Raw genomic sequence first — 25571 nt, forward strand, 5'->3', positions numbered from 1 at the left:
AGGTCTGAGTTTCTTCTAGAGTACGAACACTTTTGAAAGGCGGGCAGTAAGGATTCAGAACGCACGATGATCGAAACGCACAATTTGAGAGCATAGGTTTCTTTAAAAGTAAGGACTTTAAGCTGCAATTGTCATTCACTTTCTTTGGGAAAAACAGTCTATTTTGGGAAAAAGTCTATGCAGTTACTTCACTAGAGAGATCGTAGAGAAATCGCGAGCGCTTGAACAAGTTTTACTGAAGCTCTACCCAGATAAGAACATCTCAACAATGTCAAAAAATTTAACTCCATGAACATCTCAGATATTAATTCGGATATGAAACTAAATGCTGCTTTCACCTCAGACGGTAGCACAATCAAATTAGGATTCTCTTTACAAGATCCGCTCTTTCGATGGCAGCAGCCTAACGGCAAAGGCTCAGAAATCACACTGACCTACAGCTATGACAATTTGCTCGATGGAGGAATCAAAGGCGGTATTACCGAATCGGAGATGAGATCAGCGATCGAAGAATCTTTTGAACTGTGGGCTCAATATGCACCGCTCAACTTTGTTGAAGTGGATGACACGGGGAGAAAGTCGCAAAGCAACCCCGATGCAGCAGATATTCGAATCGGCTACAGAACGATCGACGGCAGCGGTGGTACTTTAGGAGAAGCAGCACTGACCTATTTTGGCGACTTAGCAACAGAGATCGACTTCGATAGTAGTGAAAATTGGGCAATAGACCAAACAGACAGCGCGTTCGACTTCTTAGCAGTTGCTGTTCATGAGATTGGCCATACGCTAGGTCTAAATCATGAATCCAACAAGGACGCTGTTATGCATCCTTTTGCATCCGACATCTATTCGGGACTAGGGACTGCTTTTTTATATAGCGATGATATTGAGGGTATTCGAGCGCTGTATGGAAAGGGAAAGGGATTAGTCAAGCCAGTCTTCGAAGTACCGAACTCTGACGCCGCTTTGGTGCTAGGGACCAATGCTGATGACGTGCTTCTAGGTAGTAAGAGATCGCAAACCTTTCAGGGGCTAAACGGAGATGACCAGATTCGCGCAGGAGAGGGGTCTGATACGGTAATTGGGGATAAGGGTAACGACCAGCTTTTTGGGGAAGGCGGCGATGATGAGCTGTTTGGAAATGCAAACAACGATTTCCTAGATGGCGGAGAGGGGAACGATAGTCTAATTGGTGAGCAGGGTAAAGATGTATTAGTGGGTGGCACAGGCAATGACTATCTTAGTGGACGTAAAGGAAGTGATACTTTAGTAGGCGTAGACAATAGTGAGAAAGGGGTTGGGAAGAAAGGTATCGGAGAGAAGGACACGCTTATAGGCGGAGCCCAAAGTGACTTGTTCGTGTTGGGAAATCAAGCAGGAAGTTTCTATGATGATGGACTCTCCGACACGGTAGGGACTAGTGACTATGCTTTTATCTCGGACTTTCGATCGAATGAAGGCGATCGCATTCAGCTTCACGGCAGTGCCGGCGACTATTCTATAGGAAGCGCACCTAAAGGTAGCGAAGGCGGACAAGGCATCTTCTTAAACGCAGGGGATGAAGCTGAGCTGATTGGGATCGTTCGTGGCAATAATGGGTTGACGCTACAAACTCAAGCATTCATCTTTGTTTAAGCATTTCACTTGTTTAAGCATTTCACTTGTTTAAGCAATTCACACAAGAGAGTATGTACGCCACAGTCTTTGAATATTTTTTCTCAGAATTAACACTATCTGATTCGATGATATAGCAATCTACATTCGCTTATAGCATGATCAAACGCTACAACCCGCCTTCTATGAAGCTGAGTGCTTAGCAAGTAGCAGAATGCAGTGCGTTGTTTGCTGTAACGGTTTTAGCCGATGAGCATGTCCAAAGCAAATCTACGAAAGCTACAGCTTTCGCCACTTAGTTCTACACGCTTTCTAGGGCTGAAACCCTTAATACATGAAGAGCTAAGTGGTCAGCAATGACCATAGGCTTTACCTTCTCGCAGAGTATGCATCCGGCCATTACTATATATGTGGTTAGACGTCATAACGACTAGCTGAGCGCATAGCAAATTGAGCTTCTATACGTATATCCTATTGAACGACAAACAATTTACAACCCGTGTGTCGTTGTGCCTAGCCAACTCGATGAAGCGCAGCCTATCATCGCTGCGTCTATAGCCTCTGGGCCTCCCAAACTCAGGCCCTATCAGGAAACGCTAATCAAGGATCTCTATAAGGAGCTGAACGCTGGCCATAAGAGAGTTGCCATTATCGCGGGTACGGGCGCTGGAAAGACAGTTATTAGTGGGCAGATCTGCGCCCATGCCGAAGCGGCGGGTAAGCGGTTAATGTTTTTGGTGCATTTAGATGTGCTGGTGGGTCAAACCTATGAAAAGATGAAGGCCTTTGGCTTACAGTGTGGCTTCATCAAAGCCGGATGGGAAGAGAACCGGGACGCACCGATTCAGATCGCCAGCATTCAGACGATGGCGAAGCGCAGATGGTGGCAGAAGTGGCCAGCGGATGTGGTGTTTTATGACGAAGGACACATCACCCTCTTTAGCCAGGTGGGCAAGAAGGTAATGACAAAGACTCATGCGAATGCTGTTCATTTGGTAATGACAGCAACTCCGCTGCGGCTAGGAAAAGAACAGTTAGGAGATTATTTAGAAACGCTAGTGTCTTCTCCGGTGCCCAATGTGCTGCAAGAGATGGGTTATCTGTCGACAATGAAGTATTACAGCATGCCTAGGGACAGCATGGCGAATTTAGAAGCGGTTAAGACAGCTAGAGGTGACTATGATGAACAAGATCTAAAGAATGCTTGCGATCGCATCGAACTTGTAGAAAAGATTGTTCAAGAGTGGTTCCGCATTGGTAAAGGCAAGCGCACAATTGCCTTTTGCGTAGATATAGAACATGCTAACCACGTGGCCGCAGAATTTCAAAAAGCAGGTATCAGCGCCGAGACAGTCGATGGCAACACGTCGATTAAAGAGCGAAAGCGGCTGTATCAGGCCCTTAAGGTCGGCGAGCTTATGGTGCTGACCTCCTGCAATGTGATTAGTATTGGCTTTGATGAGCCTAGCGTAGAGGTAGGCTTGATGCTACGCCCGACGATGTCTAGCGCCATGCACTTTCAACAGCTAGGACGGGTGATGCGGATTTCGCCCCAGACGGGCAAAGAGTACGGAATTATCCTCGATCAAGCTGGAAATCTACAGCGGCTAGGCTTTCCTGAAGATATAGAAAGCTATTCACTACCTACGAGAGCAGCCTCCTCTGGCGGTGGCGGCGCACCGCCAACGAAGCCTTGCCCTGCTTGTGGCAGAATTGTTCTCTCCTTCATCGTGAAATGCCCAGATTGCGCTCATCAATGGATTAGCGAGCGGCCTATAAACACCGAGAATATGGTGGAAATATATTCGAACGCTCAAGCTCAACAGATCAAAGATGTTCCAACTTTAATAGAGCTATATCATGGGCACCGGCGACGGGCCTATAAACAGGGTAGAGGACCCGGCTGGGCCGATAGGACCTTCATGGATCAGTGCGGACGCGAACCTAGAGCAGAATGGTGCTTTGGGTCTCTGTATGGTGCGAAACCGACATGGGACGAGCAGCTCGATATCATTGACTACCTATATCGTAGCGCCCGAAAGATCACAGGCGATCTAGAAGAGTGGGTGATAACAGAGTTCGAGAAAGAGGTTGGTCCTGAGACTTGGCACAGGATCTCATGCTACCAGGATCGACAAACATAAACATAGTAGGCATACAATGGTCTCAATTGATAAATCTCTCCTAAGCCACTCAACGAATGCTATAGAACAGCGTCCATGCTAGACAGCTATCAGGCTAGTTTGGACAATGTAGCGCTTGTCATAGGCTTCTTGTTCTACTTTGACTTATCTGACTCTGCAGAAAGCTCTAGAGACCATTGGCTAGCAATTGGCATTCGCCAACCCATACCAAACGCGCGATCAGTTACTTTCAACACAGGCGGCGTTTGCCTACGCTTGAACTCTGAGCGGGTGACTAGACGAACAACCTTCTCTACGGTTGCCGCTGGATGCCCTGCGGCAACAATGTCGTCTGCAGACTGTTGTTTTTGAACTAGTCGCTCTAAGATATCGTCTAAGATTTCATAGTCTGGTAGCGAATCTTGGTCCACCTGTCCGGGTTTTAGCTCAGCGCTAGGTGGCTTGGTGATGATGTTATTCGGGATAAGCGCTTGCTTTCGATTTAACCAACGACAGATAGAATATACTCGGGTTTTGGGCACATCGGCAATGACTGCTAGACCGCCGTTCATATCACCGTAGAGCGTGCAATAACCAACGGCCATTTCTGACTTGTTGCCGGTTGTTAATAGCAAATGTCCAAACTTATTGCTAACTGCCATCAATAGGTTTCCGCGAATACGAGACTGTAGATTCTCCTCTGTAACATCGGATTCTGTTCCTTTAAATAGATCGTCTAGCGTCTTCTCATAGCCTGACATTAGCTGGCCAATAGGAATTGTTTCGGTAGGTATACCAATATTTTTGGCGAGCTGCTCAGCGTCGCTGATGGAATGCTTGGAGCTATAAGGGGAAGGCATCAGAACACCGAGTACGTTTTGAGGGCCAAGGGCTTCGGCGGCGATCGCACTCACTAGGGCAGAATCAATGCCTCCACTCAAGCCGATTACTGCTTTTCTAAAGCCACACTTACGGGCATAGTCTTTGACCCCTAACACTAACGCTGACCAGATCTCTGCATCCGCTGCTAGCAGCGTAGTCTCAATAACCGCTGGCTGTAAATCTTGCTTGTCAATATCAAAGTTGACCAGCTTTAAATCTGTGGAGAAAGCGGCTGCTCGGCAGACTAATTCTCCTTGACGATTGAAAGCAACGCTTTGTCCATCAAAGATGAGATCGTCGTTTCCACCAACCTGGTTAACATAGACAATGGCTCTTTGATGCTGTTTGGCCTCGTGGGCAATCATGTCTTCTCTTAGCACCTGTTTGGCGTACACATAGGGAGATGCCGATAGATTAACGACAAGATCGACACCGTTCTCGACTAGCTCTTGAGTGGGATTAATAGAATAGGTCCGCTTACCCCAAAAAGTCTCATTGTTCCACAAGTCTTCGCAGATGGTAACGCCAACATGAATAGACTCGCGCTCTGCCTGTAAAAGGAAACTACTGGCCTTTGTCCCCGACTCGAAATAGCGATCTTCGTCAAATACATCGTACGTGGGCAGTAGTCGCTTGTGAAAAACCTCTTTCACTTTTCCAGACTGCAAGAGCGCCATACTGTTGAAGATAGGCTTTTGTCCTTGCATTGCCGCGCTTGGATTATCCTCGGCAATGCCGACCAGCACAGATAAATCTGAAGGTAACGCTTTTGCTAGTGCTTCTGCTTGTCTCTTCGTTTTGGTGATAAAGCTTGGCCGCATTAGCAAATCTCTAGGGGGATAGCCACACAGGGATAGCTCTGGGGTCAGCACTAAATCTGCGCCAAGATCGGCGGCCTGAATCGCAGCTTCGAGAATACGTTGGGCATTGCCAGAAAGATCGCCGACGGTAGGATTGATTTGTGCGATCGCAATTTTCATAAGGTTGGGATAAGTTTAGGATTTAGCGATAGGAACGGATGATTGAAGAGATAATTGAAAAAAAGAGAAGCTAGAAGTTGTGGCGCTGTTCTATCTTGGTAAGAAGCCCTTATAAGCAAACCGAATTGGGGCCAACGTATCGAAGTAACTGTACTCAGGAGTCGAATAGGTCATGAAAGCTAGTTCGCAGTAACTAGTTCATAGAAACACCATTGGCTTATCTTTCAACGGCTCAAAGGCTTCCGCGTCAAACTGGTAGAGGCTAGCCGGTCGCCCCGCTCCGCGAGAGGTTTTGATGCCGGTCTCTTTCAATACTCTTAGCTTCAACAACCTAGTTCGAAAGTTTGAATAGTCAGAGAAGTCTTCACCTAGTACCGTTGCATAGAGCTGATAGACATCACCTAAGGTGAACATCTTAGGTAACACATCAAACGCAACCGGACTATATTCGAGCTTGTTGCGCAGTCGCTGATAGCCGTAGGTCAAGATTTGATTGTGATCAAACGCGAGCTGAGGCACTCTATCTAGGGGATACCAGGCAATGCCGCTAACGCCATCAGCAATTAGCGCCGTATCTTCAAAGCGAACTAGCGCGAAGTGACTGACCGAAAGGTAGCGCATATTATCAGCATCTTCAGATTCCCTAGGGTCTCGGTTCGGGCCACCAAAAGTAAAAAGTTGTTCTAGGTAGAGGTTGTTGACTCGTATTTTTTCTGTCAGCACGCGATCGGCGGCATCCTCTAGTGATTCACCTTCTCTGACAAGTGTGCCAGGCAAGCTCCAATAGTCGCTAAAGGGGCCTTGGTGCCGCATTACCAGTAGAACCAGCAAACGATGCTGTACCGTATCTACTGAAAAGATCACGGTATCTACACCTACCTTAAAATCAGCCAGTCTTGTTGATCTCGTAGGTTGTTCTATTGGCTCTGTGGGCCGGTTTGTAGGCGGTGCCGATACTAGCGACTCGAGGTTTTTGCTGGGGTGGTTTGTTGTAGGCATGGGTAGAGGTCGTGCTCGGTGATGTAGTCGCGGATGACAGCAGGGAGGTCATCGAAAAAATGGGCCGTTTGCCTAGCATGATCACAGCGAGTTTGGCGGTAGGCACTCGATGAGACATCATATTGCGCCGGTGGATGAGCGATATCAACGCTAGCTAACTGTTGAAGTTTTATCAGTGACGATTCCTCAATAGGGTATCCAGGTCGAGGAAAAACCAAAAGATTGACCTGGTTAAAGATTTCTTTGGCCCGATACCATTTGGGTAGTTGGTCGAGTAGATCTGATCCGACTACAAAGCTAAATTTAGCTTCTGGCCAGAGTCTACGAGCGCGGATGATGGAATTAATAGAATGGCGATCGCTCAGCTGCTGATTAACGCTGATATTATTTCTTGATTCTAAGGTGGAGAGCGTGTCTGCTAAAAGACGAAGCATATGAGCGCGATTGCCGAGAGGAGACTGTTCTTCTTTGTAGGGATTATCGGCAGCCCAAACCACCACTTGGTCAAAATGGGATGACAGCCAAAGTAGAATGCTCTGATGTCCTAGGTGTGGCGGGTCGGCACTAGTGCCAAAAAGAGCAATGCGGGGTGATTTTGGAAGCAAGCGCATGAGCAACCGGAAGAAAAAAGAGCTAAAAAGAGCAGTCGCCTAAAGAGACTGTTTTTGCGTAGACCGCATGAGACTCTCTAATCCGTGCGAAAGATCGACTGGTAGAGACTCAGGATTTTCTAGGCGGCGAACAGACTCAGGTAGGGTTTGAACCGTTTGAGCAGTGCGCAGAGCAATCTCATCTAGGCTCTGCGCCTTTGAGAGTCGCATACCATCATGCATGACTCTTTTTAGAAGTGGCACTTCACCTTGCTGCGTACTTTCTATCGCTAAAGCCAAGCGGTCACCGACGATCTGTCCGTCTTGATACTGACGAAAAATCTGCTTGCAGCCCGGATAGGTCAGCTTATCTCGAGACTCTTTCATCACCGGCGTGCCATCAATCTCGACCAGTTTATAAACGCCATTGACAGGCGGGCCAGTTACTAGCTTAGTCCCCAATCCATATCCATCAATGCAGGCATCTCGTGAGCGCAACCGTGCAATGGCGTATTCATCGAGATCGCCGCTGGCAAAAATCGGTGTATCAGGAAGACGCGATCGCACTTGCTGAGAGTCCTTGGCTAGATCACCCGAATCTATTCGCACACCGTTCAACGGTAGCCCAGCGGCAACGTTCTGAGCCAATCGCTCTGCAGCTGCTACCGTATCATAAGTATCTATCAATAGCGGTGCGCCAGGGAAATAGCGATGAAACGCTTCAAAAGCCTCGTCTTCACTGCCCTCTAGCGCCGAGATTGCCATCACTAAAGAATGCGCCATCGTCCCTACGGGCTTACGATTGAGCTTCAGCGCAGCCAGTACATTAGAAGTGGCATCTAGCCCACCTGCGATCGCAGCTCTTGCCGCCCAAAGCGATGCCTGCGGACTAAAGGCTCGCCGCGTGCCAAACTCGTACAGCTTCGCCTCTGGCCCAGCCGCCTGCCGTATCCTAGCTGCCCGCGTCCCGATTAGCGTCTGGTAGTTCAGCGTATTTAATAGATAGGTCTCTGCGATCTGTGCCTGCCATAGCGGAGCCTCAATTCTCAACATCGGCTCATTGGCAAAAATCGCCGTTCCTTCTGGCACCGCCCAGACATCGCCCTCAAAACGGACCTCTTCCAACAATCCCCAGAAGCTATTCGGTGCGTCATCAAAAAGACCTGTCTTTTGCAACGCTAGAATCTGCTTTGGACTAAAGCTCAAGTTCTGCAGATAGTCCAGCCCTTGCTCTAGGCCCATCGCAATTAGATAGCCGTAGCCGGAGGGCAATTTGCGTGTAAATAGCTCAAAGCTAGCTGGCTTATTCGCTATTCCCTCACCTGTATAGCAGGCCGACATCGTTAGCTGATATAGATCGTTTAGCAGCCCATACTCACCCGGTAGAACCGAAAGCGGCTGTGCTAGGGAGTCCATAGACTGCGATCGCATTAGCCCTACACCGATGCCTTTTTCGATGGCCGAAGAAGCTGCTAGGGCATCGGGCTGAGAAGCTGGCGTTGAAGTCCCATTGAGAGAAAGATCCATTAGCCTTCGTTAACGTATACGCTAACCACAGTGATTTATGGTTATTTTAACCATAAATATTTTGATAGCGCTACTTCTTTATTCGGTAGATGACGATTTCATTATATTTACCTCGGCTGTAGATGATTAACTTGTCGAGGCAGCATGCGACTATTCTCTTTTCTATCTAGCTTCTATTTAGTAAAGGGAACCAAAATAACGTATTGAATACTTATTCAAATTAAATTCCTTCAGACGGTGCGAAAAAACTAAAGTATCGTGAGAGATGGTCTTTACTTTCTCTTTTCAACGCCTCTTTATATGAACCCCATCGTCCGAAAAGTGTCCCAGGAAGGCCCTCGTGACTCATCTGATCAGTCCGCTCCAATGACCACTCGAATGGCTATTGTTCGCCTTCTGCGTTGGGACAAACCAGAAGGCCGTTTGATCTTAATGATTCCAGCATTGTGGGCCATCTTTTTAGCAGAGCGTGGCCTACCAGATCTTCCTCTACTGGGTGTGATCGTTCTAGGAACGCTTGCCACTAGCGCCGGTGGCTGCGTCGTCAATGATCTTTGGGATCGCGACATCGATCCACAGGTAGAACGCACTCGCAATCGTCCACTAGCAGCTAAGGCCCTCTCTGCGAAAGTAGGCATCGCAGTTGCTCTGGTCTCTTTTCTCTGCGCTTGGGGGCTCTCGTTCTATCTCAATCCAACGAGCTTCTGGCTCTGTGTCGCAGCCCTCCCGGTGATTGTGCTCTACCCCTTAGCCAAACGAGTCTTTCCCGTTCCGCAGCTAGTTCTTTCTATTGCGTGGGGCTTCGCAGTCTTAATTAGCTGGAGCGCAGTGACAGGTACGATTGAATTTGCCACTTGGCTACTGTGGGCCGCTACCGTTTTTTGGACCCTAGGTTTCGATACCGTCTATGCCATCCCAGATCGCGACTTTGATCGAAAGCTCGGCATCAACTCTAGCGCCCTATTCTTTGGATCTAGAGTCCCCCAAGCGGTCGGACTTTTTTACCTCGGTACTGTCTTAATGCTGCTTTGGCTGGGTCTGGTGATGTCTCTTGGCATCTTCTACTGGCTATCTCTAGCTATCAGCACTTACCTCTGGTATCGCCAGTACCGTCAGCTTACCCACTTCCCTACATCTCCAAAAGTTTTCAGCAATTTATTTCGCCAAAACGTCACCATCGGCTTCATCTTACTAGCCGGTATGGCTCTTTCTGTTCTCTAAAAATCTAGCAGCTTTCTTCCTTTCCCACTTTATCTTTCCCTCCACCTTCTATCCTCTTCTCGCCCTAAATATGTGGTTCTTTTTTGCCTCGCTCACTGCTTTCTTCGAGGCCTGTAAAGACGCCACTGGAAAACAAAGCCTCAAAACCCTAGACGAATATTCTGTCTTGTTCAGCTTCATGGCTGTAGGCGTTGTACTCATGCTGCCAATCCTCTGGTTTTCTGGCGGGATTCCCACCCTTGAGCCAAACTTTTGGTGGGCTCTTTTAATTGGTGGAGGGCTCAACATATTGGCCTTCACGCTCTACGTTCGCGCTATCAAGATTGCCGATCTTTCGCTCACTGTTCCTCTGGTCACCCTTACACCTCTGTTCCTACTTATTACTTCCCCAATTATCGTTAACGAGAGACCCACCTTAGCTGACGCACTGGGCGCCATCCTTTTAGTTGTTGGCTCCTATGTCCTTAATATCACGCCAACTATTTCCTCCCAAGCTAATCTTTCCAACCCCTATCAGAATGGCGCTCGCAAAAAATTTTGGGCACCTCTACTGTCTATGGTTCAAAATCCAGGCAGCCGCCTGATGCTCTGCGTGGCCTTTATTTGGAGCATTACTTCTAACTTTGACAAAATTGGCGTTGTTAATTCCTCACCCTTATTTTGGGCAATGTCTCTATTTACGTTGATCGCAGGTGGTATGGTGCCCTTTGTGTTCTGGCGAAAGCCTAGTGCTGGGCTCAAGCCTTTGCTGTGTCAGTGGCGACTATTGACGACGACAGGCGGATTCAATGCGATCGCAATTACCTTTCAGATGCTAGCGCTGACGATGGCCCCAGTTGCCCAGGTGATTGCTGTCAAGCGTATGAGCGCATTGCTATCCGTCTTATTCGGTCATTTCATTTTTAGAGAGAAAGGGCTTAGGGCTCGCCTTCTAGGTGCTAGCATTATGGTCAGCGGCGTAGTGATGATGTCCTTGAGATAGGTGAGCATTTGGATGGGCATTAGAGTGAACTTAGCAATTTGTGACGATATTTGCGTTGCATCTGTGATCTATTCTCTAAATTGGATATAAGATGGTGATGAAGAAATCGATATCGGCTACAGGTTTGCTTTTCTGTTTAAAGGGATCTTCCTTAATTTTTACAGGCTTCCGACCGACTTATCATTCTCAATACCCTGTTTAATTTTTGGAGACTACTTGTATGGGCGTTTATGTAGGAAACCTTTCCTATGATGTCACCCAAGACGACCTTAACTCTGTTTTTGGCGAGTACGGAACTGTCAAGCGTGTAACCCTACCAACAGATCGTGAAACTGGCCGCGTACGAGGCTTTGCCTTTGTAGACTTGTCCTCTGATGAAGAAGAGCAAGCGGCAATCGAGGCTTTGGACGGTGCTGAGTGGATGGGACGTGACTTGCGCGTGAACAAAGCTAAGCCGCGCGAGCCGCGTCGTTAAGAATTTGCATGTCTAGTGAATACGTAAGTGACTAGAGAGAAGCCTTGAGCTCTGTTGAGTTCGAGGCTTATTGTGTTCCTTGAATTGTGTCTCCCGACACGCTACCTAGGCAGAACACTGTCTACAGGGGTAGCTGTATTGAGGCTAACTGTGCGAACAAAATCTTTACTCTCATGCACTGACAGAGTATTCAACAACTTTTTCCAACTTTCGTTTTTCTCAATTTTCGTTCTTTCACCTATTTTTTGGAGATAAAGATTATGGGCGTTTATGTAGGGAATCTTTCCTATGATGTCACCCAAGAAGACCTCAATGGCGTTTTTGCTGAGTACGGAACTGTCAAGCGAGTAACCTTGCCGACTGACCGTGAGACTGGGCGCGTTCGTGGTTTTGCATTCGTTGACCTCAGCTCTGATTCTGAAGAAGATGCTGCTATCGAAGCGCTTGATGGCGCTGAGTGGATGGGTCGTGATTTGCGTGTCAACAAAGCCAAGCCTCGCGAACCTCGCCGTTAAGCTTCTGTATTGGTCAGACAATTAACTAACAGATAGATCTACCTTGAGCCCTGACCTCTTCTTTGAGTTTGGGGCTTTTTGATATTCTCGGTCGGTATTAGCAAGAGATCAAACCGCATAGAGGTATGAGCCATCTCCAATCATCGGCAACGTTTTCAACTGTTGCCTGATGATTGGTGACGGTGATCATTTCAGTGAGTTGACTCATCTGATTCTTCTTGAAGATCGGTATGGTTAATTTTCCCGTTTGCATAGCAATATTTAGGTGGCGTTAGGACTATCATAGCTAGCGATTGTTTAGATAGAGCCCTTTAGTCAGGCGACAAAATGCATGGAGCAAACGCTGATAGCAAGCATCCGATGGCAGGGTTTCCTCAGATTTGCTTTATCAAGAATACGGTGACTAATCCCAACATTGTTGTTGGCGACTACACGTATTACGACGATCCAGAAGATTCAGAGAATTTCGAGCGCAATGTCCTCTATCACTTTCCCTTCATCGGCGACAAGCTGATTATTGGAAAGTTCTGTGCGATCGCCCGCAATCCAAAATTCATTATGAATGGCGCAAATCACAAGCTAGACGGATTCTCGACCTATCCTTTCTATATCTTTGGCAACGGTTGGGAAAAGGTGACGCCGCAAGCTGGAGACTTCCCATATAAAGGAGATACAGTGATCGGCAACGATGTGTGGATTGGCTGCGAGGTAACTATCATGCCTGGTGTGAAAATTGGCGATGGTGCAATTGTCGCGGCGAAATCTGTTGTTGTGAAAGACGTGGAGCCCTACACGGTTGTAGGTGGCAATCCAGCGAAGTGCTTGCGTCAGCGGTTCGATGATCAAACAGTGCGATCACTGCTACAGATTGCCTGGTGGAACTGGGATATTGAAAAGATCACACGCAATCTAGAAATCATCACTCAGGCCGATATAGAGGCGCTAATAGCTGTGTGAGTAAAGCCGTGATGGAACGTGGCCTATGATTGAACTTTGAGAGCTTTACAGATGTTTCAGATACTTCTGCGCCCAAAGCGCGGCTTGAGTGCAATCACGCAATTCTAATCCACTCACAATTCGGCTGATATGATTGCGAACTGTCCCTAACTGAGGTGTAGCGCCTAAGCAATCTCTTTGTTGTTCTTTTCCTGACCTAGTAGCAAAATCACGTTTCTTTCTCTATTCAGTTAATATAACTTCGATGGGCTCAGCAACGGACGAGTCGTTGACTACGGTCTCCGGTTGGTCCTAAAGATCGTCAATAGAGAGACTGCGGCTATCCTCGACCTTAAACCGGCGCTCACTAAGCAGATTTTGGCCTATGTGAACGGGGATAACCGAGCGATCGCCCATACACCTGAAAGAATAATCGCCCTACAGACGCTACGCGGTCAGTCGATTCTAAGCAGGTTCGGCAATACATCCAAGCACACACGATCGAGTCCCTTAACCTGCTCGAACGCGCAGCTCACCCTAACAGTATCTGGCAGCGCTATCGGGCGCAGACAGCAGCAGGCAATGTGCATTCGGTCACTGTTGTCGTAACTGATGGTTTGCTTTCTAGTATTGACATATCGCCGTAGTCTCCCTGCCATAGGCTCGGTGTCATAGTCTTGGTGTCATAGGCTCCACATCTTCTCTATCCTTAGAAAGCGTTCATTCTTACTAGCTTGTTAGCTCATGGACATTATCTGGATGCTGCTGCGATCTTCTTGGATAAGTGTAGTAGTGGCGGTTGTTTCTGGTTTGATTAGCGGTGTGGGCAGTGCGGCGCTGATTGCCCTAATTAATACGGCGATAGAACAGGGAACACCGCGATCGCTCATCCTTCCCTTTGCAGGACTAGCGCTACTTGCCCTCGTCACTGGCGCAATCTCTCAGTTCTTACTAATCGATCTCGCTCAAGATTCGGTCTATCAGCTACGGATGCGGCTTAGCCAGCGAATTCTCGCCTCACCCTTACAGCAGCTAGAAGCAGTTGGACCTAGCAATCTACTCGCCGTATTGACGGAAGACGTGCAGTCTATCTCAAATTCTGTTTTCGTACTTCCTTATCTATGCATTGACATCGCTGTTATTTGCGGCTGTCTGCTCTATCTAGGTATTCTTTCTACCCAGGGTGTAGCGCTTGTAGTCGCCTTTCTCGTTGTTGCGATCGCGCTTGTCCAGACTTTAATCACCGCAGCATACCGCTACATTGCCCTTGCCCGTGAAGAAGTTGATCGGTTGTTCAAGAACTTTCGTGGCATTACTGAAGGAATTAAAGAGCTGAAGCTAAATACGCTTAGGCGGCAGCGCTTTATAGACGAAGATTTGCGGGTGACTGCTGCGACCACTCGCGACTACAACAAAACCGCCTTTAAGCTAGCTTCCCTGTCTACAGGTAGCGGCCAACTGTTGTTCTTTACCCTCATTGGCATCATGTTGTTTGGGGTTCCTCAGCTTGTCCCTAACATCCGCCCCGTTCTACCAGCATACATTCTGACGCTGACGTACGTTGTTAGCGATATAGAAGGGCTGCTCGGACGTCTACCTAACTTGCTTAGCGCTAACGCCTCTATTCGCAAAGTCACAGAAATGGGACTTACCCTATCCCAGCAGGCAGAAATTAGCTCCCCTACCAAAAGCAGTCACTTCCCGGCTTGGCGAACCCTCACCCTAGAAGGAGTAACCCATACCTACCGTAGTGAGGAAATAGATGGGACTTTTACAGTTGGACCGATCGATCTAACAATCAAGGCAAACGAGCTAATTTTCATCGTTGGTGGTAATGGTAGCGGCAAGTCTACCCTTGCTAAGCTAATTACAAGTCTGTACATTCCTGACTCGGGCCAGCTAATTCTAGATAACGAACCGATTACAGATATTAACAGAGAGTGGTATCGGCAGCTTTTCTCTACCGTCTTTTCAGACTACTACCTATTCGAGCGGCTAGTCAGCACTGAAGAAACCTCGCTTGAAGAAGTCACTCCTAGAAGCACTGCTCAAAACTATCTAGAAAAGCTGCAGCTAGAGGAAAAAGTCTCTATTCAGAACGGTCAGCTTTCTACGACCGCTCTATCGCAAGGGCAAAGGAAGCGACTCGCGCTACTAGCTGCCTATCTAGAAGATCGATCCCTCTATCTATTCGACGAGTGGGCTGCCGATCAAGACCCCGTCTTTCGAGAAATTTTCTACACTCAGCTATTAGGCGAGCTAATTGCACGCGGAAAAACGATCATCGTCATCAGCCACGACGATCACTACTTTCACATTGCTGATCGCATCATCAAACTAGACTATGGCCAGATCGAATCGGACGAAGTGCCACAACGCCTATGATGCAATTTTATGGTTCTATTGCCTCAAGCCTTAGCTTCTGACATAGCGCTGCGAGCCATTGACGCGATCGCCTGATCAGTCGCCTTCGGCAGTTGATAATATTTGCCACCTGCTGTTTTTGCTAACTCCTTGCCAAAGCCAGTAGAAACAAACTTCCGTTCAGTATCGATCACCAGCATCTGATAGCCGGCTGTGCGAATATTCCCAGCGATCTCTAGTAGCTCTGCTTTAAGATCTGGCTTTTCTTCCGGTTCATCTAGCTCATCGCCTAAGGATCTAGCGAGGGGTACATTCCCACGACCGTCGGTGATCGCCACAATCACTACGCTACCAACATCACCAGACTTCTGAGCATTCATGCCCACGCGCAACGCCTGCATCAATCCATGCGCCAGCGGTGAGCCTCCGCCACAGGCCATCGTTTCTAATCTTCGCTTGGCAGCGGTAATCGACCGGGTAGGTGGCAACAACACATCAGCCTGCTCGCCTCTAAACGGAATCAGCGCCACTTGGTCGCGGTTTTGATACGCATCAGTCAGCAGACTTAGCACCGCACCTTTGGCATTCTGCATCCGATTTAATGCCATTGAACCCGAGGCATCTACAACAAAAATGATCAGTGAACCGGCCTTACGGGCCAGCCTTTTGGCGCGAATGTCTGCCTGCTCGACAATCACCTTTCGATCAGGATGGCGAGCGCGACGAGCTTTCTGGTAAGGCGCAGCGGCACGAAGAGTAGCATCTACCGCAATTCGGCGCGCTTGACCAGATGGAATGAAAGGCTTGATATATCGCCCTCTTTCGTCAGAGAAGATAACGCTATTTTTACCTGACGCGCCCTGCTTGCCAGTGCTTTCGGCAAAAGACATCAGATTTTCGTCCATGGCCACGCCTTCGGCGTCGAAGACAAACTCTTCGGGAATAGAAGGTGGCGTTTCAGGTTGTTCTGACTCTTCGTTATCGTCTTCATTATCATCCTCGCTATCAGACTCGTCCTGATTATCGTCAGAGTCTTCTTGCTGCTGATCCTGCGGTGGGGGCGGGGGCGGGGACTGCTCATCTTCCATCGGCGGAATCGCACTAGAGCGCGGTACGATCACAAGTTCTACAGCGCTACGCAGATCGTCGGCATTGACGATGGCCCGACCATCTAGGGCCGCGCAGGCTTTGGCGACGCGAACGGCGAACAGTTCGGCCCGGTGGCCCATTACCCCACCGCGCATCGCTTCGGTGACTAGATAACTAATTTGCTCGGTGGTGATAGTCACATCTTTTAGCCACTCGCGAGCCAACACAATTTGAGTTTTGAGCGTGTCGATTTCTTCTTCAAAATCAGCCAGAAAGGCTTTGGGGTTGTTGGCAAACTGATTGACTTGTCCGACTGCGGCAACGCGATCTTCTATGCTGAGTTCAGCGTCTGCGGACAGCGCGATCGCAATCCGATCCAACAAATGCTCTCGCAAGCCCCCTTCTTCCGGGTTATACGTTGCAATCATCAGCGGTCGACAGGGATGCTGAAAGCTAATGCCTTCTCGCTCAATCTTGTTTCGCCCTTCTGTCAGCGTAGTCAACAACAAATTGCTGATTTGAGTATCTAACAGATTAATCTCATCGATGTAAAGCACTCCTCGGTGCGCCTCTGCTAGCAGTCCTGGCTGAAAGACACTTTCTCCTAACCGAATAGACTTCGCCACATCCACAGAACCTAGCAGGCGATCTTCAGTGACTCCCAAAGGAATCTGGATAAAGGGAGCTTTGATCACTTGGGTAGGCAACTCGTCAAACGGCGTATCTGCCGCAAACCGGCCAGCAGTCTCATCGTCCCACTCTTTTGGGTTGGTTGGATCGCAGTTGCACGAGCCCTGAATAATCTCAATCGGCGGCAAAAGCTGATAAAGTGCCCTTGCCAATACAGATTTAGCCGTCCCCCTTCGTCCGGCAATAACAACCCCGCCTAGACCTGGATCAACCGCACAAAGCAACAGCGCAAACTTGATAGAATCCTGGCCGACAACAGCCATCAGCGGAAATGTATCTGGAGTATTGTTAGTCAGTAGCGCGGGCATGAGCAGGGACTTTCTTTTGTGAGAGATTTTTGGGTGAAAGAGTCAACCGCGACCTATTGAGCCTCCTCCCCGAAGAGTAGCAGTGGACTTCAGCACGTAGCGAAACCAATCAGAATTGTCTAAGACCTTAATCTAGAGCGATTGTTCTTATGACTGTCGACCCAATGTGCTGCTGCCAGGAATGACGGGGACTTCTACAGCCTCGCGGAAATCTTCGACGCTTTCATCAAACTGAATAGGCAAGACACCAATCACGTTCTCGTGTGGGCGTGGGATAATCACCCAGGTTTCTAGTACACCGCCCGGCGCGTTTTGAGCAGCTTCTACGCCCGCTTCCATAGCGGCTTTGACTTCTGAAACGTCGCCGCGAATATTGATACAGAACCGAGCGCTACCGGCTCGGATGTAGGTAACTAGGGTCACTCGACCAGCTTTGACCATCGCATCTGCTGCCGCCAATACGGGCGGAAACCCTTTGGTTTCAAGTGATCCAACTGCCTGTCCCATCTATGCTCTCCTAAAGGTGAATGGAGATCACCCGTTTGCTATTGCAGTGACTCTATGAACTCCATCACTGATTGTATAGCAAAGTAAGGATGCAGTCTTACTTTGCTAGTCGAGTGGCTATTGCCCTACAACAGGCTTAGACGAAGACTCTTTTGAGCAACTCGACAGCAGTAATTGATGAGAAGGGGAACGCCCTCAATTAGGTGAGTGTCTACGTTTCTTATCGAAGCAATCAGACCATACATGCATCCGGCTCGGTAGCTGAGCGGAGTCGAAGTCACTCGACAAACGGCAAAGACTCTTCTGTATAGTCCAGTTCTAGGGTCGTAATGACATTTTGAGACGGGCTTGGAATCAGCGTATGTGCATACGCGCCATCGCCATGACAGGCATTAGCCGCTTTAAGGCCCGCTTTTAGCGCCGCTTCGACTTCTGCATTAGGCCCACGCACGACGACGTACTGATGGCCACTGTCAGCCGGCGCAATTTTGATCAGGGTGACGCGGCCAGCTTTGACCATCGCATCTGCTGCCGCCAAAGAAGCAGGAAATCCATGAGTTTCGATAGTGACAACGGCAATAGGCATAGGGGAACGAGAAAGTAAGAAATAATGGTACAGGAAAGCTTTTTACGGGCTACTTGTACTAACTAATTCATCATACGCTTTCGACTAGATCAAAAACCAAGCAACCCAGTCGATTTCAGGATAACGGTAGTGATTTCTGCGTTCAGTGCTCGTTCAATGCTTAAGATAGATCGCAAAGTCCACAAGCACCAGCGTCCGATAAGTCAACAGTGCGGGAAAAAAGAATATGCCTTCTATATGGACGAAAGCGGAAGCCCAAAACCATCACCGGCTATTCATTGTTCATACCTTGATTCCGCTAGGCCGCCCTTCGGTGGCAATGATGCGATCGCATCCCGATTCAGGATAGGCCCAGGCGTAATAGCTCTCTTTGGGATTTCCCCAGCACAGGAGCAAATACAGCTCACTGCGGGTAGCTTCGACATCGGCCCATTCAGCACTTTCAATTAGGGTTTCGACGCGCGCTAGGGTGATAGGCTCCGGAGGATTGCTAGCTCGCCAGAGATTGAGACCTGTGATCGCCCGCCGCCAAAAGGAAATTACAGCGCCTTTAGCTGCGCTCAAACGCAGTTTATCTTCAGCAGTAGCGGTAAGCTGAGGATGAATTTCTGGAAAACGAACGGACTCTCCTTTAAAGCGACAGTCACGCCAAACGATACCTGAGACGCCCTCAGCAATCTGGTACTGATGAATTTGTTCACGAAAGTCTCGAAAAGCGTAGATTTGGCTAAGTTTTTGAGGGCCGATGGCTTTAGCGATAACAGGGTCGTCGATACGGCTGTCTGTACTGAGTAGTAGGCGATCGCCTCGAACAGCGGCTTTCATCTCGGCGTTGAGAATGTCTAATAGCTGGGCGGTGGTGTAGGCCATAGCTCGCCGGGTGATAAGTTTGGCACCATTTTAGCAAGGTGCGGAAGCTGGCGGATCAACGACTCCACTGAAAAAGAGGAAATGAGCGATCACACCATTTGTCTTGGGGCCGCCTACTCATAGACCGCGCTCTATAACAGTCGATATCGGCAGAAGTATTGCGTTTTACGATAGCTTAAAGCCATAGCGCAAAATAGCGAACTCGTTTATCCAAAGTATCTTTTGAGTACTTTCATTGGCGATGGTGATACCTCGAAGCCTTGTTGGACAATCAACTATTCAGAAAATTACTAAAAAGCTTGTTAGAAAGACTGCCAAAAAGACTGTAAAAGCAGCTACAGCAAGCACGGTAGCGCTCCTCAGCTTGCTATCCTTATCCGGCTGTGCTGGTAGCAACCTAGGCGATCGCGTAGGTCAAAGCCTAGAGCCGGACCCGCAGCTCGCTGAACGGGCTAATCGCAATAGTCCAAGTGAGTCAACTAATTCTGATACGGCTGATGATCAAAGGATCACCGTTAGGCCAGCGACTGATACCGATCAAAATGCTACAGAGGACTCGGACGAGTCTGATACCGAAACCACCACTGACTTAGATGGTGATAGTCAGTCATCTAATCAAGCAGCAGACTATATCGATCTTGATAAAGCGCCAGAAGAAATTCGGCCTTATCTAGCTGACTTGATAGCGCTAGAGGTATTGACGGTGCGATCGCCTACGCCTACCTCTGAAAATGCGACACCATCGCCCCCTCTGGCAAATGAGTTTCGTCCCAATCAAGCCACGACCCGGCGAGAGTACGCTCGCTGGCTACTCGCTGCGAACAATCGCTTTTATCAGGGGACTCCCAACCGCAGAATCCGCCCTGGCGTTACCAGTAGTCAACCCGTTTTTCAAGACGTTCCTGTCAGCGATGCCGACTTTGCCGCCATCCAAGGACTGGCCGAAGCGGGCATCATCCCCAGCTCGCTCACCGGCAGTAGTACCACCATTACCTTCCGCCCCGACGCGCCTTTAACTCGCAAAGATCTGCTGCTATGGAAAGTTCCTCTAGACACGCGTCAGCCACTACCTGAAGCTACCGCTACCGCTGTCAGACAAGCGTGGAGCTTTCAAGATACCGATACCATCGAGCCGCGCGTAGCTCAAGCTCTAATCGCGGATCATCAGCTAGGCGACTTTTCAAACATTCGTCGTACCTTCGGCTACACGACGCTCTTCCAGCCTGATAAAGCGGCTACTCGCGCTGAGACTGCAGCCGTGCTCTGGCGGTTTGGCAATCCTGCTGAAGGCATCACTGCCAACGAAGTGCTAAACCCTACCGCGTCAGCGACTACAACCGATAGCGAAGATAATGAATGATTCCACCCCGTCTCAAAGCGCTAATTCTGGAAGTCCCCATGCTAAAGAGGTTCGTCCATTTGATAGCGTGCTAGATCGCGATCCCTGGAATGATGACCATTTCTTTGACACTATCTCCGAGCTGGTCATGCTGCATTCGCCCAGCGGCGTAGAAGATGAGGTGAACGATTATCTGCTAGCTAGGCTTTCAGGGCTAGGCGTAGAGCACTGGCAAGATGAGGCAGACAACATTGTGGTGCGGCTTGCGGCCGAGGTGGAAGGAGATGTTCCTCTATCGGTGCCTTCGCTGGTGATTACTGGTCATAAAGACGAGATTGGTGGAATTGTGAAGGGGTTAGAACACGATGGCCGCATTTCGGTGCGGGCTCTAGGCGGGGCATACCCATGGGTGTATGGCGAAGGGGTCGTAGATTTGCTAGGCGATCGCGCTACGGTTAGCGGCATTCTCAGCTTTGGCTCGCGCCATGTCTCGCACGAATCACCTCAAAAAAGATTACAAGCAGGGAAAGCAGTGGAATGGCCACTTGCCTGGGTAGAAACCAAGCTTTCACCTGGTGAATTGCGCGCTGCTGGCGTGCGGCCTGGAACGAGAATGGTCATCGGTAAGCATCGCAAACGACCGTTTCGCATGGGCGATCATATTGCTAGCTACACCCTAGATAACAAAGCATCTTTAGCAATTTTGCTGGCCCTAGCCGAACAGGTAAAATCACCGCCAATAGATGTTTACCTAGTAGCTTCTGCCAAAGAAGAGGTTGGCGCGGTCGGGGCGCTGTATTTCACGCAGCGACATCAGTTTGATCAGATGATCTCGCTGGAGATCTGCCCGCTTTCAAAGGAATACCCGCTGATAGATAGCCCTACACCAGCTTTATTTTCGCAAGATAGCTACGGTCTTTATGACGAGGGTCTAAACAGAGAGATCATGGCAGCTGCAGGGCGCATGGATTTACCCTTGCAAGTTGCTACCATCGATGGATTCGGGAGCGACGCCTCAATTGCGATGAAGTTTGGCCATGTGGCTAGAGGCGCTTGTCTGGCCTTTCCGACTGAGAATACCCATGGCTATGAGATTGCTCATCTCAGTGCAATTCGCAACTGCTATCAGGTCTTAAAATCTGTTATTGCTGGTTCTAATCGCTAGCATTAGCGTTATCTAGGTAGGACAAGCGATTATTTGCTGCAATAGCACCAGCATTAACCGTCTACGATAAGCTCACTGCGGTGATTCGAAGAGCACTCCAAAGCAATCCCTCCGAGGCTATCACTCTAGAGCTAGCTGCTGCAACGCCGGACTACTCTCTAACGCTAGTTCTAGGGCGTCGCGCTTAATCGGCTTACAAAGATAGTCATCCATTCCCACCGACAGACATAGCTCGCGATCGCTGTCCATCGTGTTTGCCGTCATTGCGATAATCCAGGTTTCCTTGTGGTGTGGCATATGACGAATCCTTTGGGTAGCTTCTACGCCATCCATCTCTGGCATTCGCATATCCATCAAAATCACATCGTAGCGCTGATGCTCAAGCGCAGTTAATACTTCTATTCCAGTGTTAACCACGTCCGCTCTATAGCCCAGGAGCTCTAGCAGCCGCAAAGCTACTTTTTGATTAGTCCGATTATCCTCTGCAACCAGAATTTTGAGCGTGGTTCTACTCAGTAGTGAGGTGGGCCTAGAAACAAGCGTTTTAGGAGCGGCCTTCAGATCTGGTGATTGGATAGAACGTAAGGCTTGATAAAGCGCAGATTGCTTAACCGGCTTCCAGAGGATAACGACATCATCTAAGGCTGCACCTAGATCGCTACCTAAATCACTTTTGAGCGCACTCATAAAGATAGCCGGGAGTTGGCGATCGCCACTTAGGTGACGCAGCTCGTTGATCGCCTGACTAGCCTCGGCTGTACTGATGGCAGTCTCATCTAGAATCAGTCCAGCCAAAGTCAGCCTATTATTCATCAACGGCCTTGCCTCGGCCAAAGACTCAGCGAGTAAGGTCAAAATGCCAATCGTCTGTAAAGTGCGAGCGAGCTGTTCTCGCCGAGTCGGATTAGCATCAACCACCAGCAGACGTGTACCGCGCAAACCGATTAAATAGTTAGGTGGTGGGAGCGTCGCCTGAGCGATTTGAGCATCGAAAGTAAAGAAAAACTGACTGCCTTTACGCAGTGTGCTTTTGGCCCAGATATCGCCGCCCATCCGTCTGATCAAACGCTTGCTAATAGACAACCCTAGTCCGGTCCCCCCATACATTTGGGCAGTAGAAATATCACCCTGACTAAACGGTCTAAACAGATGGGGGATGCGAGCAGCCGGAATACCCGTTCCCGTATCCTTGACTTCAAAACAAAGTTCGTACAGTCCTTGATCAGGCCGTGATCGTTCAGCGTAGTTTGCGCGCAGCCAGTGAGGCCAGATCCAGTCAGGCAACTTGGATCTAACGCTTGCAAGCAGACGCCCCCAAAGCGTGTGACTACGTGATTGATGAGATGGACTTGCCCGTACCCGCACGCTGACTTCACCAACAGCAGTAAACTTCACCGCATTACTCAGTAGATTGCTCAAGATCTGCTGTAGGCGAACTGGATCGCTTCTAATCAGCGCAGGCACATTCGGAGCGATTGCATAAACCAGTTCAATGTTCTTTAAGGCGGCTCTAGGCGCCAGCAGTTCGATGCTGCGTTCGATGGTTTCAACAAGATTGACTGGATAATCACCTATAAGCAGCTGTCCCGATTCAATCTTAGAGAAATCGAGCACATCGTTAATTAGCGTCATCAATGTCTGGCTACTGCTATGTAACGACTCTGCATATTCTCTTTGCCTGTTATCTAAAGGTGTTTCCTGCAGCATTTCAGACAGATTCACAATCGCGTTTAGCGGTGTTCGAATCTCGTGACTCACTGTATTTAAGAAGGCCGATCGAACCTGTAGCAGGGCGTTAGCCTGAAGTCGCTGCCAAACAACGACCCACACGTATGTGCTTAGAACCACCGCGACTGGCGATGTCACTGGGAGTAAATAGCCCATACGCACCGCTATCACACAGACTAAAAGCCAGATGCTTGTCACTGTCATCACAACGATTAGCTGAACTAGCCAATTCCAAGAGAACAGCAATTTGCTTAAAATTGGTCCCCCAAATAGCAGTAACAGCACTACACTCTGCCAAGGGAAAGACCGTAGCCAATCACGATTAAGTAAGTTGTCAACGACTGCCGGATGCATGTATCCTCCGGGGACCGGCCAGCGATAGTCAAACGGTGTTCGCAGAGGTGTATGGCTCGCAGTCGCGCCGTAGCTGACAAAAACGATTTTGTCTGAGAAAAAATCAGGCGGGGTAGCGCCGCTGAGCACATCTACAAAGCTGAGGGTCGTAAGATCGCTAACGGGCCCTGGCCAGTTGATTTGGAAGTTATTAAGATTGCTCGGCAGGTGCACGGGATCATGATCTAGGCTGTAGGCTTGCACCGCCGCCATTCCTAGCGCCGGCACATCTCGATAGAAGACTTCTACCGATCGGGTAAAGCTATCTCGATCAATAGGCAGCCGTAAATGACCGATGGTGATCGCAGCCTCTGATAAGACAGGCGCTGGCTCGATGGGCTTCCCTTCTGAGTCCCATATCTGACCTAGAACCACATAGCCATGCTGGCGCATTGCTTCGGCCATACGCGCCGTCGCCGACCTGCCATCCGTCTGGCTAAGCCTGATTTCCCCATCATGCGAGGAAATAAGGCTCGGAGGGGGACTATCAGCAACAATATCGTCAGATAAAATCAGATTAAAAGCGACAATATTAGGCTGAGTCTCACTATTTTCGCTTAGAACTTCTAGTAGCTGGGCGTAGTAGTTACGAGAGATAGGAAACTGTCCAAGCTGGTTGATCGTTTTATCATCAATGCTAATCACCACCAGACGGCTATCCCAGCCGTGGGCGCCATACCAGCGAATCACCTGATTGTTGACCATTCGCTCTATTGGAGCCCATGCTTGAAGGCTCAACAGTAGTGTGACCAGACCACTAGCAATCAGTCCAGGAACCAAACGACTGACTCCTTTGAATCGTCTACTTATTCTAAAAATCACGGCACCACTAGTTCGTAGGCTTGTTGGGTTCCTAAAGGCGTGGTCACTTTCACCGGAATCAGACGATCTCGCGGCAGCTCGACAGTCAAATCAAACTGACCACTCTCATCTAAGACACGGAATTCTTCTATAACTTCTAATAGGTTAACGGGATCTGTAGATCCTGAGACTTGAATAGAGCCCTCTCCGATGGGTTTGAGGATAGCGATAGATAGCGAAGGATTGTCTCTAAGCGGTTCAGGCGGAGTTGGCGGCTCTCCTGGACTCGCTAACGATTGTTGGTTGTCGCTTACTAATACGGTTTGATTTTGAGCACTAAAAGCGACACTACCTTCTAGGGTCGCGACACCGGTTCTGCCATCTGACTGCACCGAAACACCAAAGTCTGTGCCGCGTACGCCGCTAACGCCAGCAGGTGTATACAGATCCAATCGACTATCAGGATTGGTGAAAGGACGTACTTGAAGACGAGCCTGACCCCTAATAAGCAAAAGTTCGGTAACATGCCCACCAGATTGAGTGATACTCAATGTTCGAATCTGCAGTTGGGTCTTTTCAGCAACAGAGATACTGGCAATACCTTGATCAACAGCTAGCTGAGCCGAGGCGTTTTGTCCGGTGATCAGCTGATCGCCAACTTGGCTAAGGCGATTTCCGACTAGTGCACGGCGAGGGCTACGACCTAGAGGAACGATTTCGACCCCTCCTTGAATCTGAGTGATACTCAGCCAGCGGCTGCCCTCAACCCTCCATAGTTGTCCGTAAGCTGGAACCAGACAGAATAACGAGCCCAACAGCGCTACAAGCAGCAAGGTAGGTCTAACTTTGAGCATAGAATTTTATATCGTCATCATCATATTGTCTTT

General features: G+C 49.0%; 21 protein-coding genes. 11 read left to right on the plus strand and 10 right to left on the minus strand.

Features of this window, described 5'->3' with window-relative positions:
• The first annotated feature begins 288 nt into the window (after positions 1-288).
• Positions 289-1635, plus strand: coding sequence for a matrixin family metalloprotease (locus S7335_RS25660; RefSeq protein ID WP_050765763.1), 1347 nt, complete (start codon positions 289-291; stop codon positions 1633-1635).
• Between the two features lie 488 nt (positions 1636-2123).
• The gene (locus S7335_RS03540; protein WP_006454504.1) at positions 2124-3758 is read left to right on the plus strand and encodes a DEAD/DEAH box helicase; all 1635 of its coding nucleotides are present in this window, start codon (positions 2124-2126) and stop codon (positions 3756-3758) included.
• 134 nt (positions 3759-3892) lie between these two features.
• Here S7335_RS03540 and S7335_RS03545 read toward each other — a convergent pair whose 3' ends face one another.
• The 4 genes from S7335_RS03545 to S7335_RS03560 form a co-directional block, all read right to left on the minus strand.
• Positions 3893-5599 carry an NAD+ synthase gene (locus tag S7335_RS03545; RefSeq protein WP_006456482.1) on the minus strand — a complete coding sequence of 569 codons (1707 nt, stop codon included), beginning with the start codon at positions 5597-5599 and terminating at the stop codon, positions 3893-3895.
• Between the two features lie 198 nt (positions 5600-5797).
• Positions 5798-6598 carry an NUDIX domain-containing protein gene (locus S7335_RS03550; RefSeq protein WP_083785038.1) on the minus strand — a complete coding sequence of 267 codons (801 nt, stop codon included), beginning with the start codon at positions 6596-6598 and terminating at the stop codon, positions 5798-5800.
• Positions 6556-7209, minus strand: coding sequence for a nicotinate-nucleotide adenylyltransferase (locus tag S7335_RS03555; protein WP_038015553.1), 654 nt, complete (start codon positions 7207-7209; stop codon positions 6556-6558). The genes S7335_RS03550 and S7335_RS03555 overlap by 43 nt, the downstream gene beginning before the upstream one ends.
• A gap of 39 nt (positions 7210-7248) precedes the next feature.
• Positions 7249-8715 carry a nicotinate phosphoribosyltransferase gene (locus S7335_RS03560; RefSeq protein ID WP_006456288.1) on the minus strand — a complete coding sequence of 489 codons (1467 nt, stop codon included), beginning with the start codon at positions 8713-8715 and terminating at the stop codon, positions 7249-7251.
• 366 nt (positions 8716-9081) lie between these two features.
• Here S7335_RS03560 and S7335_RS03565 point away from each other — a divergent pair, with 366 nt between their 5' ends.
• The 7 genes from S7335_RS03565 to S7335_RS03590 all read left to right on the plus strand — a co-directional run bounded on the left by S7335_RS03565 (position 9082) and on the right by S7335_RS03590 (position 15229).
• Positions 9082-9936: a 4-hydroxybenzoate solanesyltransferase gene (locus S7335_RS03565; RefSeq protein WP_006453717.1), complete on the plus strand. Its 855-nt coding sequence runs from the start codon at positions 9082-9084 to the stop codon at positions 9934-9936.
• Positions 9937-10006: 70 nt separating this feature from the next.
• Positions 10007-10918 carry an EamA family transporter gene (locus S7335_RS03570; RefSeq protein WP_006457102.1) on the plus strand — a complete coding sequence of 304 codons (912 nt, stop codon included), beginning with the start codon at positions 10007-10009 and terminating at the stop codon, positions 10916-10918.
• Between the two features lie 220 nt (positions 10919-11138).
• Positions 11139-11393 (plus strand): RNA-binding protein, encoded by a 255-nt coding sequence (locus tag S7335_RS03575; protein WP_006456680.1) that lies wholly within the window; start codon positions 11139-11141, stop codon positions 11391-11393.
• 260 nt (positions 11394-11653) lie between these two features.
• On the plus strand, positions 11654-11908 hold the full coding sequence (locus S7335_RS03580; protein WP_006455807.1) for an RNA-binding protein: 255 nt from the start codon (positions 11654-11656) through the stop codon (positions 11906-11908).
• Between the two features lie 327 nt (positions 11909-12235).
• Positions 12236-12865 carry a Vat family streptogramin A O-acetyltransferase gene (locus tag S7335_RS03585; RefSeq protein ID WP_006453894.1) on the plus strand — a complete coding sequence of 210 codons (630 nt, stop codon included), beginning with the start codon at positions 12236-12238 and terminating at the stop codon, positions 12863-12865.
• Positions 12866-13150: 285 nt separating this feature from the next.
• Complete coding sequence (locus tag S7335_RS27665) at positions 13151-13453, plus strand: hypothetical protein (RefSeq protein ID WP_006457550.1); 303 nt, start codon at positions 13151-13153, stop codon at positions 13451-13453.
• A 135-nt stretch (positions 13454-13588) separates the two neighbouring features.
• On the plus strand, positions 13589-15229 hold the full coding sequence (locus S7335_RS03590; RefSeq protein ID WP_006457428.1) for a cyclic peptide export ABC transporter: 1641 nt from the start codon (positions 13589-13591) through the stop codon (positions 15227-15229).
• A 23-nt stretch (positions 15230-15252) separates the two neighbouring features.
• Here the strand turns inward: S7335_RS03590 and bchD are convergent, their stop codons facing one another.
• The 4 genes from bchD to S7335_RS03610 all read right to left on the minus strand — a co-directional run bounded on the left by bchD (position 15253) and on the right by S7335_RS03610 (position 19258).
• Complete coding sequence (gene bchD / locus S7335_RS03595) at positions 15253-17295, minus strand: magnesium chelatase ATPase subunit D (protein WP_006456157.1); 2043 nt, start codon at positions 17293-17295, stop codon at positions 15253-15255.
• Between the two features lie 147 nt (positions 17296-17442).
• Positions 17443-17802 carry a carbon dioxide-concentrating mechanism protein CcmK gene (locus S7335_RS03600; RefSeq protein WP_006454573.1) on the minus strand — a complete coding sequence of 120 codons (360 nt, stop codon included), beginning with the start codon at positions 17800-17802 and terminating at the stop codon, positions 17443-17445.
• A 277-nt stretch (positions 17803-18079) separates the two neighbouring features.
• Positions 18080-18388, minus strand: coding sequence for a BMC domain-containing protein (locus S7335_RS03605; RefSeq protein ID WP_006455011.1), 309 nt, complete (start codon positions 18386-18388; stop codon positions 18080-18082).
• Between the two features lie 282 nt (positions 18389-18670).
• On the minus strand, positions 18671-19258 hold the full coding sequence (locus tag S7335_RS03610; protein ID WP_006455077.1) for a hypothetical protein: 588 nt from the start codon (positions 19256-19258) through the stop codon (positions 18671-18673).
• 241 nt (positions 19259-19499) lie between these two features.
• Between S7335_RS03610 and S7335_RS03615 the strand changes: the two genes are divergently transcribed.
• Positions 19500-20618: an S-layer homology domain-containing protein gene (locus tag S7335_RS03615; protein ID WP_157620071.1), complete on the plus strand. Its 1119-nt coding sequence runs from the start codon at positions 19500-19502 to the stop codon at positions 20616-20618.
• Positions 20611-21762, plus strand: coding sequence for a peptidase M42 (locus tag S7335_RS03620; RefSeq protein ID WP_006454917.1), 1152 nt, complete (start codon positions 20611-20613; stop codon positions 21760-21762). Before S7335_RS03615 ends, S7335_RS03620 begins: the two co-directional genes overlap by 8 nt.
• Before the next feature lie 120 nt (positions 21763-21882).
• On the opposite strand, the gene S7335_RS25665 is transcribed toward S7335_RS03620, so the two are convergent.
• Together S7335_RS25665 and S7335_RS03630 are read right to left on the minus strand one after the other, a co-directional pair.
• The gene (locus tag S7335_RS25665) at positions 21883-24663 is read right to left on the minus strand and encodes a CHASE2 domain-containing protein (protein WP_006456527.1); all 2781 of its coding nucleotides are present in this window, start codon (positions 24661-24663) and stop codon (positions 21883-21885) included.
• A gap of 38 nt (positions 24664-24701) precedes the next feature.
• Positions 24702-25538 (minus strand): FecR domain-containing protein, encoded by an 837-nt coding sequence (locus tag S7335_RS03630; RefSeq protein ID WP_006453686.1) that lies wholly within the window; start codon positions 25536-25538, stop codon positions 24702-24704.
• Between the last annotated feature and the right edge of the window lie 33 nt (positions 25539-25571).

It is taken from the genome of Synechococcus sp. PCC 7335 (genome assembly GCF_000155595.1).
Taxonomy (GTDB): Bacteria; Cyanobacteriota; Cyanobacteriia; order Phormidesmidales; family Phormidesmidaceae; genus Phormidesmis.

Excerpts from the sequence above, each read along its gene's own strand:
- S7335_RS25660 (WP_050765763.1), top strand. The coding sequence starts at position 289 with ATGAACATCTCAGATATTAATTCGGATATGAAACTAAATGCTGCTTTC.
- S7335_RS03545 (WP_006456482.1), bottom strand. The coding sequence starts at position 5,599 with ATGAAAATTGCGATCGCACAAATCAATCCTACCGTCGGCGATCTTTCT.
- S7335_RS03550 (WP_083785038.1), bottom strand. The coding sequence starts at position 6,598 with ATGCCTACAACAAACCACCCCAGCAAAAACCTCGAGTCGCTAGTATCG.
- S7335_RS03555 (WP_038015553.1), bottom strand. The coding sequence starts at position 7,209 with ATGCGCTTGCTTCCAAAATCACCCCGCATTGCTCTTTTTGGCACTAGT.
- S7335_RS03560 (WP_006456288.1), bottom strand. The coding sequence starts at position 8,715 with ATGGATCTTTCTCTCAATGGGACTTCAACGCCAGCTTCTCAGCCCGAT.
- S7335_RS03565 (WP_006453717.1), top strand. The coding sequence starts at position 9,082 with ATGACCACTCGAATGGCTATTGTTCGCCTTCTGCGTTGGGACAAACCA.
- S7335_RS03570 (WP_006457102.1), top strand. The coding sequence starts at position 10,007 with ATGTGGTTCTTTTTTGCCTCGCTCACTGCTTTCTTCGAGGCCTGTAAA.
- S7335_RS03575 (WP_006456680.1), top strand. The coding sequence starts at position 11,139 with ATGGGCGTTTATGTAGGAAACCTTTCCTATGATGTCACCCAAGACGAC.
- S7335_RS03580 (WP_006455807.1), top strand. The coding sequence starts at position 11,654 with ATGGGCGTTTATGTAGGGAATCTTTCCTATGATGTCACCCAAGAAGAC.
- S7335_RS03585 (WP_006453894.1), top strand. The coding sequence starts at position 12,236 with ATGCATGGAGCAAACGCTGATAGCAAGCATCCGATGGCAGGGTTTCCT.
- S7335_RS03590 (WP_006457428.1), top strand. The coding sequence starts at position 13,589 with ATGGACATTATCTGGATGCTGCTGCGATCTTCTTGGATAAGTGTAGTA.
- bchD (WP_006456157.1), bottom strand. The coding sequence starts at position 17,295 with ATGCCCGCGCTACTGACTAACAATACTCCAGATACATTTCCGCTGATG.
- S7335_RS03600 (WP_006454573.1), bottom strand. The coding sequence starts at position 17,802 with ATGGGACAGGCAGTTGGATCACTTGAAACCAAAGGGTTTCCGCCCGTA.
- S7335_RS03605 (WP_006455011.1), bottom strand. The coding sequence starts at position 18,388 with ATGCCTATTGCCGTTGTCACTATCGAAACTCATGGATTTCCTGCTTCT.
- S7335_RS03610 (WP_006455077.1), bottom strand. The coding sequence starts at position 19,258 with ATGGCCTACACCACCGCCCAGCTATTAGACATTCTCAACGCCGAGATG.
- S7335_RS03615 (WP_157620071.1), top strand. The coding sequence starts at position 19,500 with ATGGTGATACCTCGAAGCCTTGTTGGACAATCAACTATTCAGAAAATT.
- S7335_RS03620 (WP_006454917.1), top strand. The coding sequence starts at position 20,611 with ATGAATGATTCCACCCCGTCTCAAAGCGCTAATTCTGGAAGTCCCCAT.
- S7335_RS03630 (WP_006453686.1), bottom strand. The coding sequence starts at position 25,538 with ATGCTCAAAGTTAGACCTACCTTGCTGCTTGTAGCGCTGTTGGGCTCG.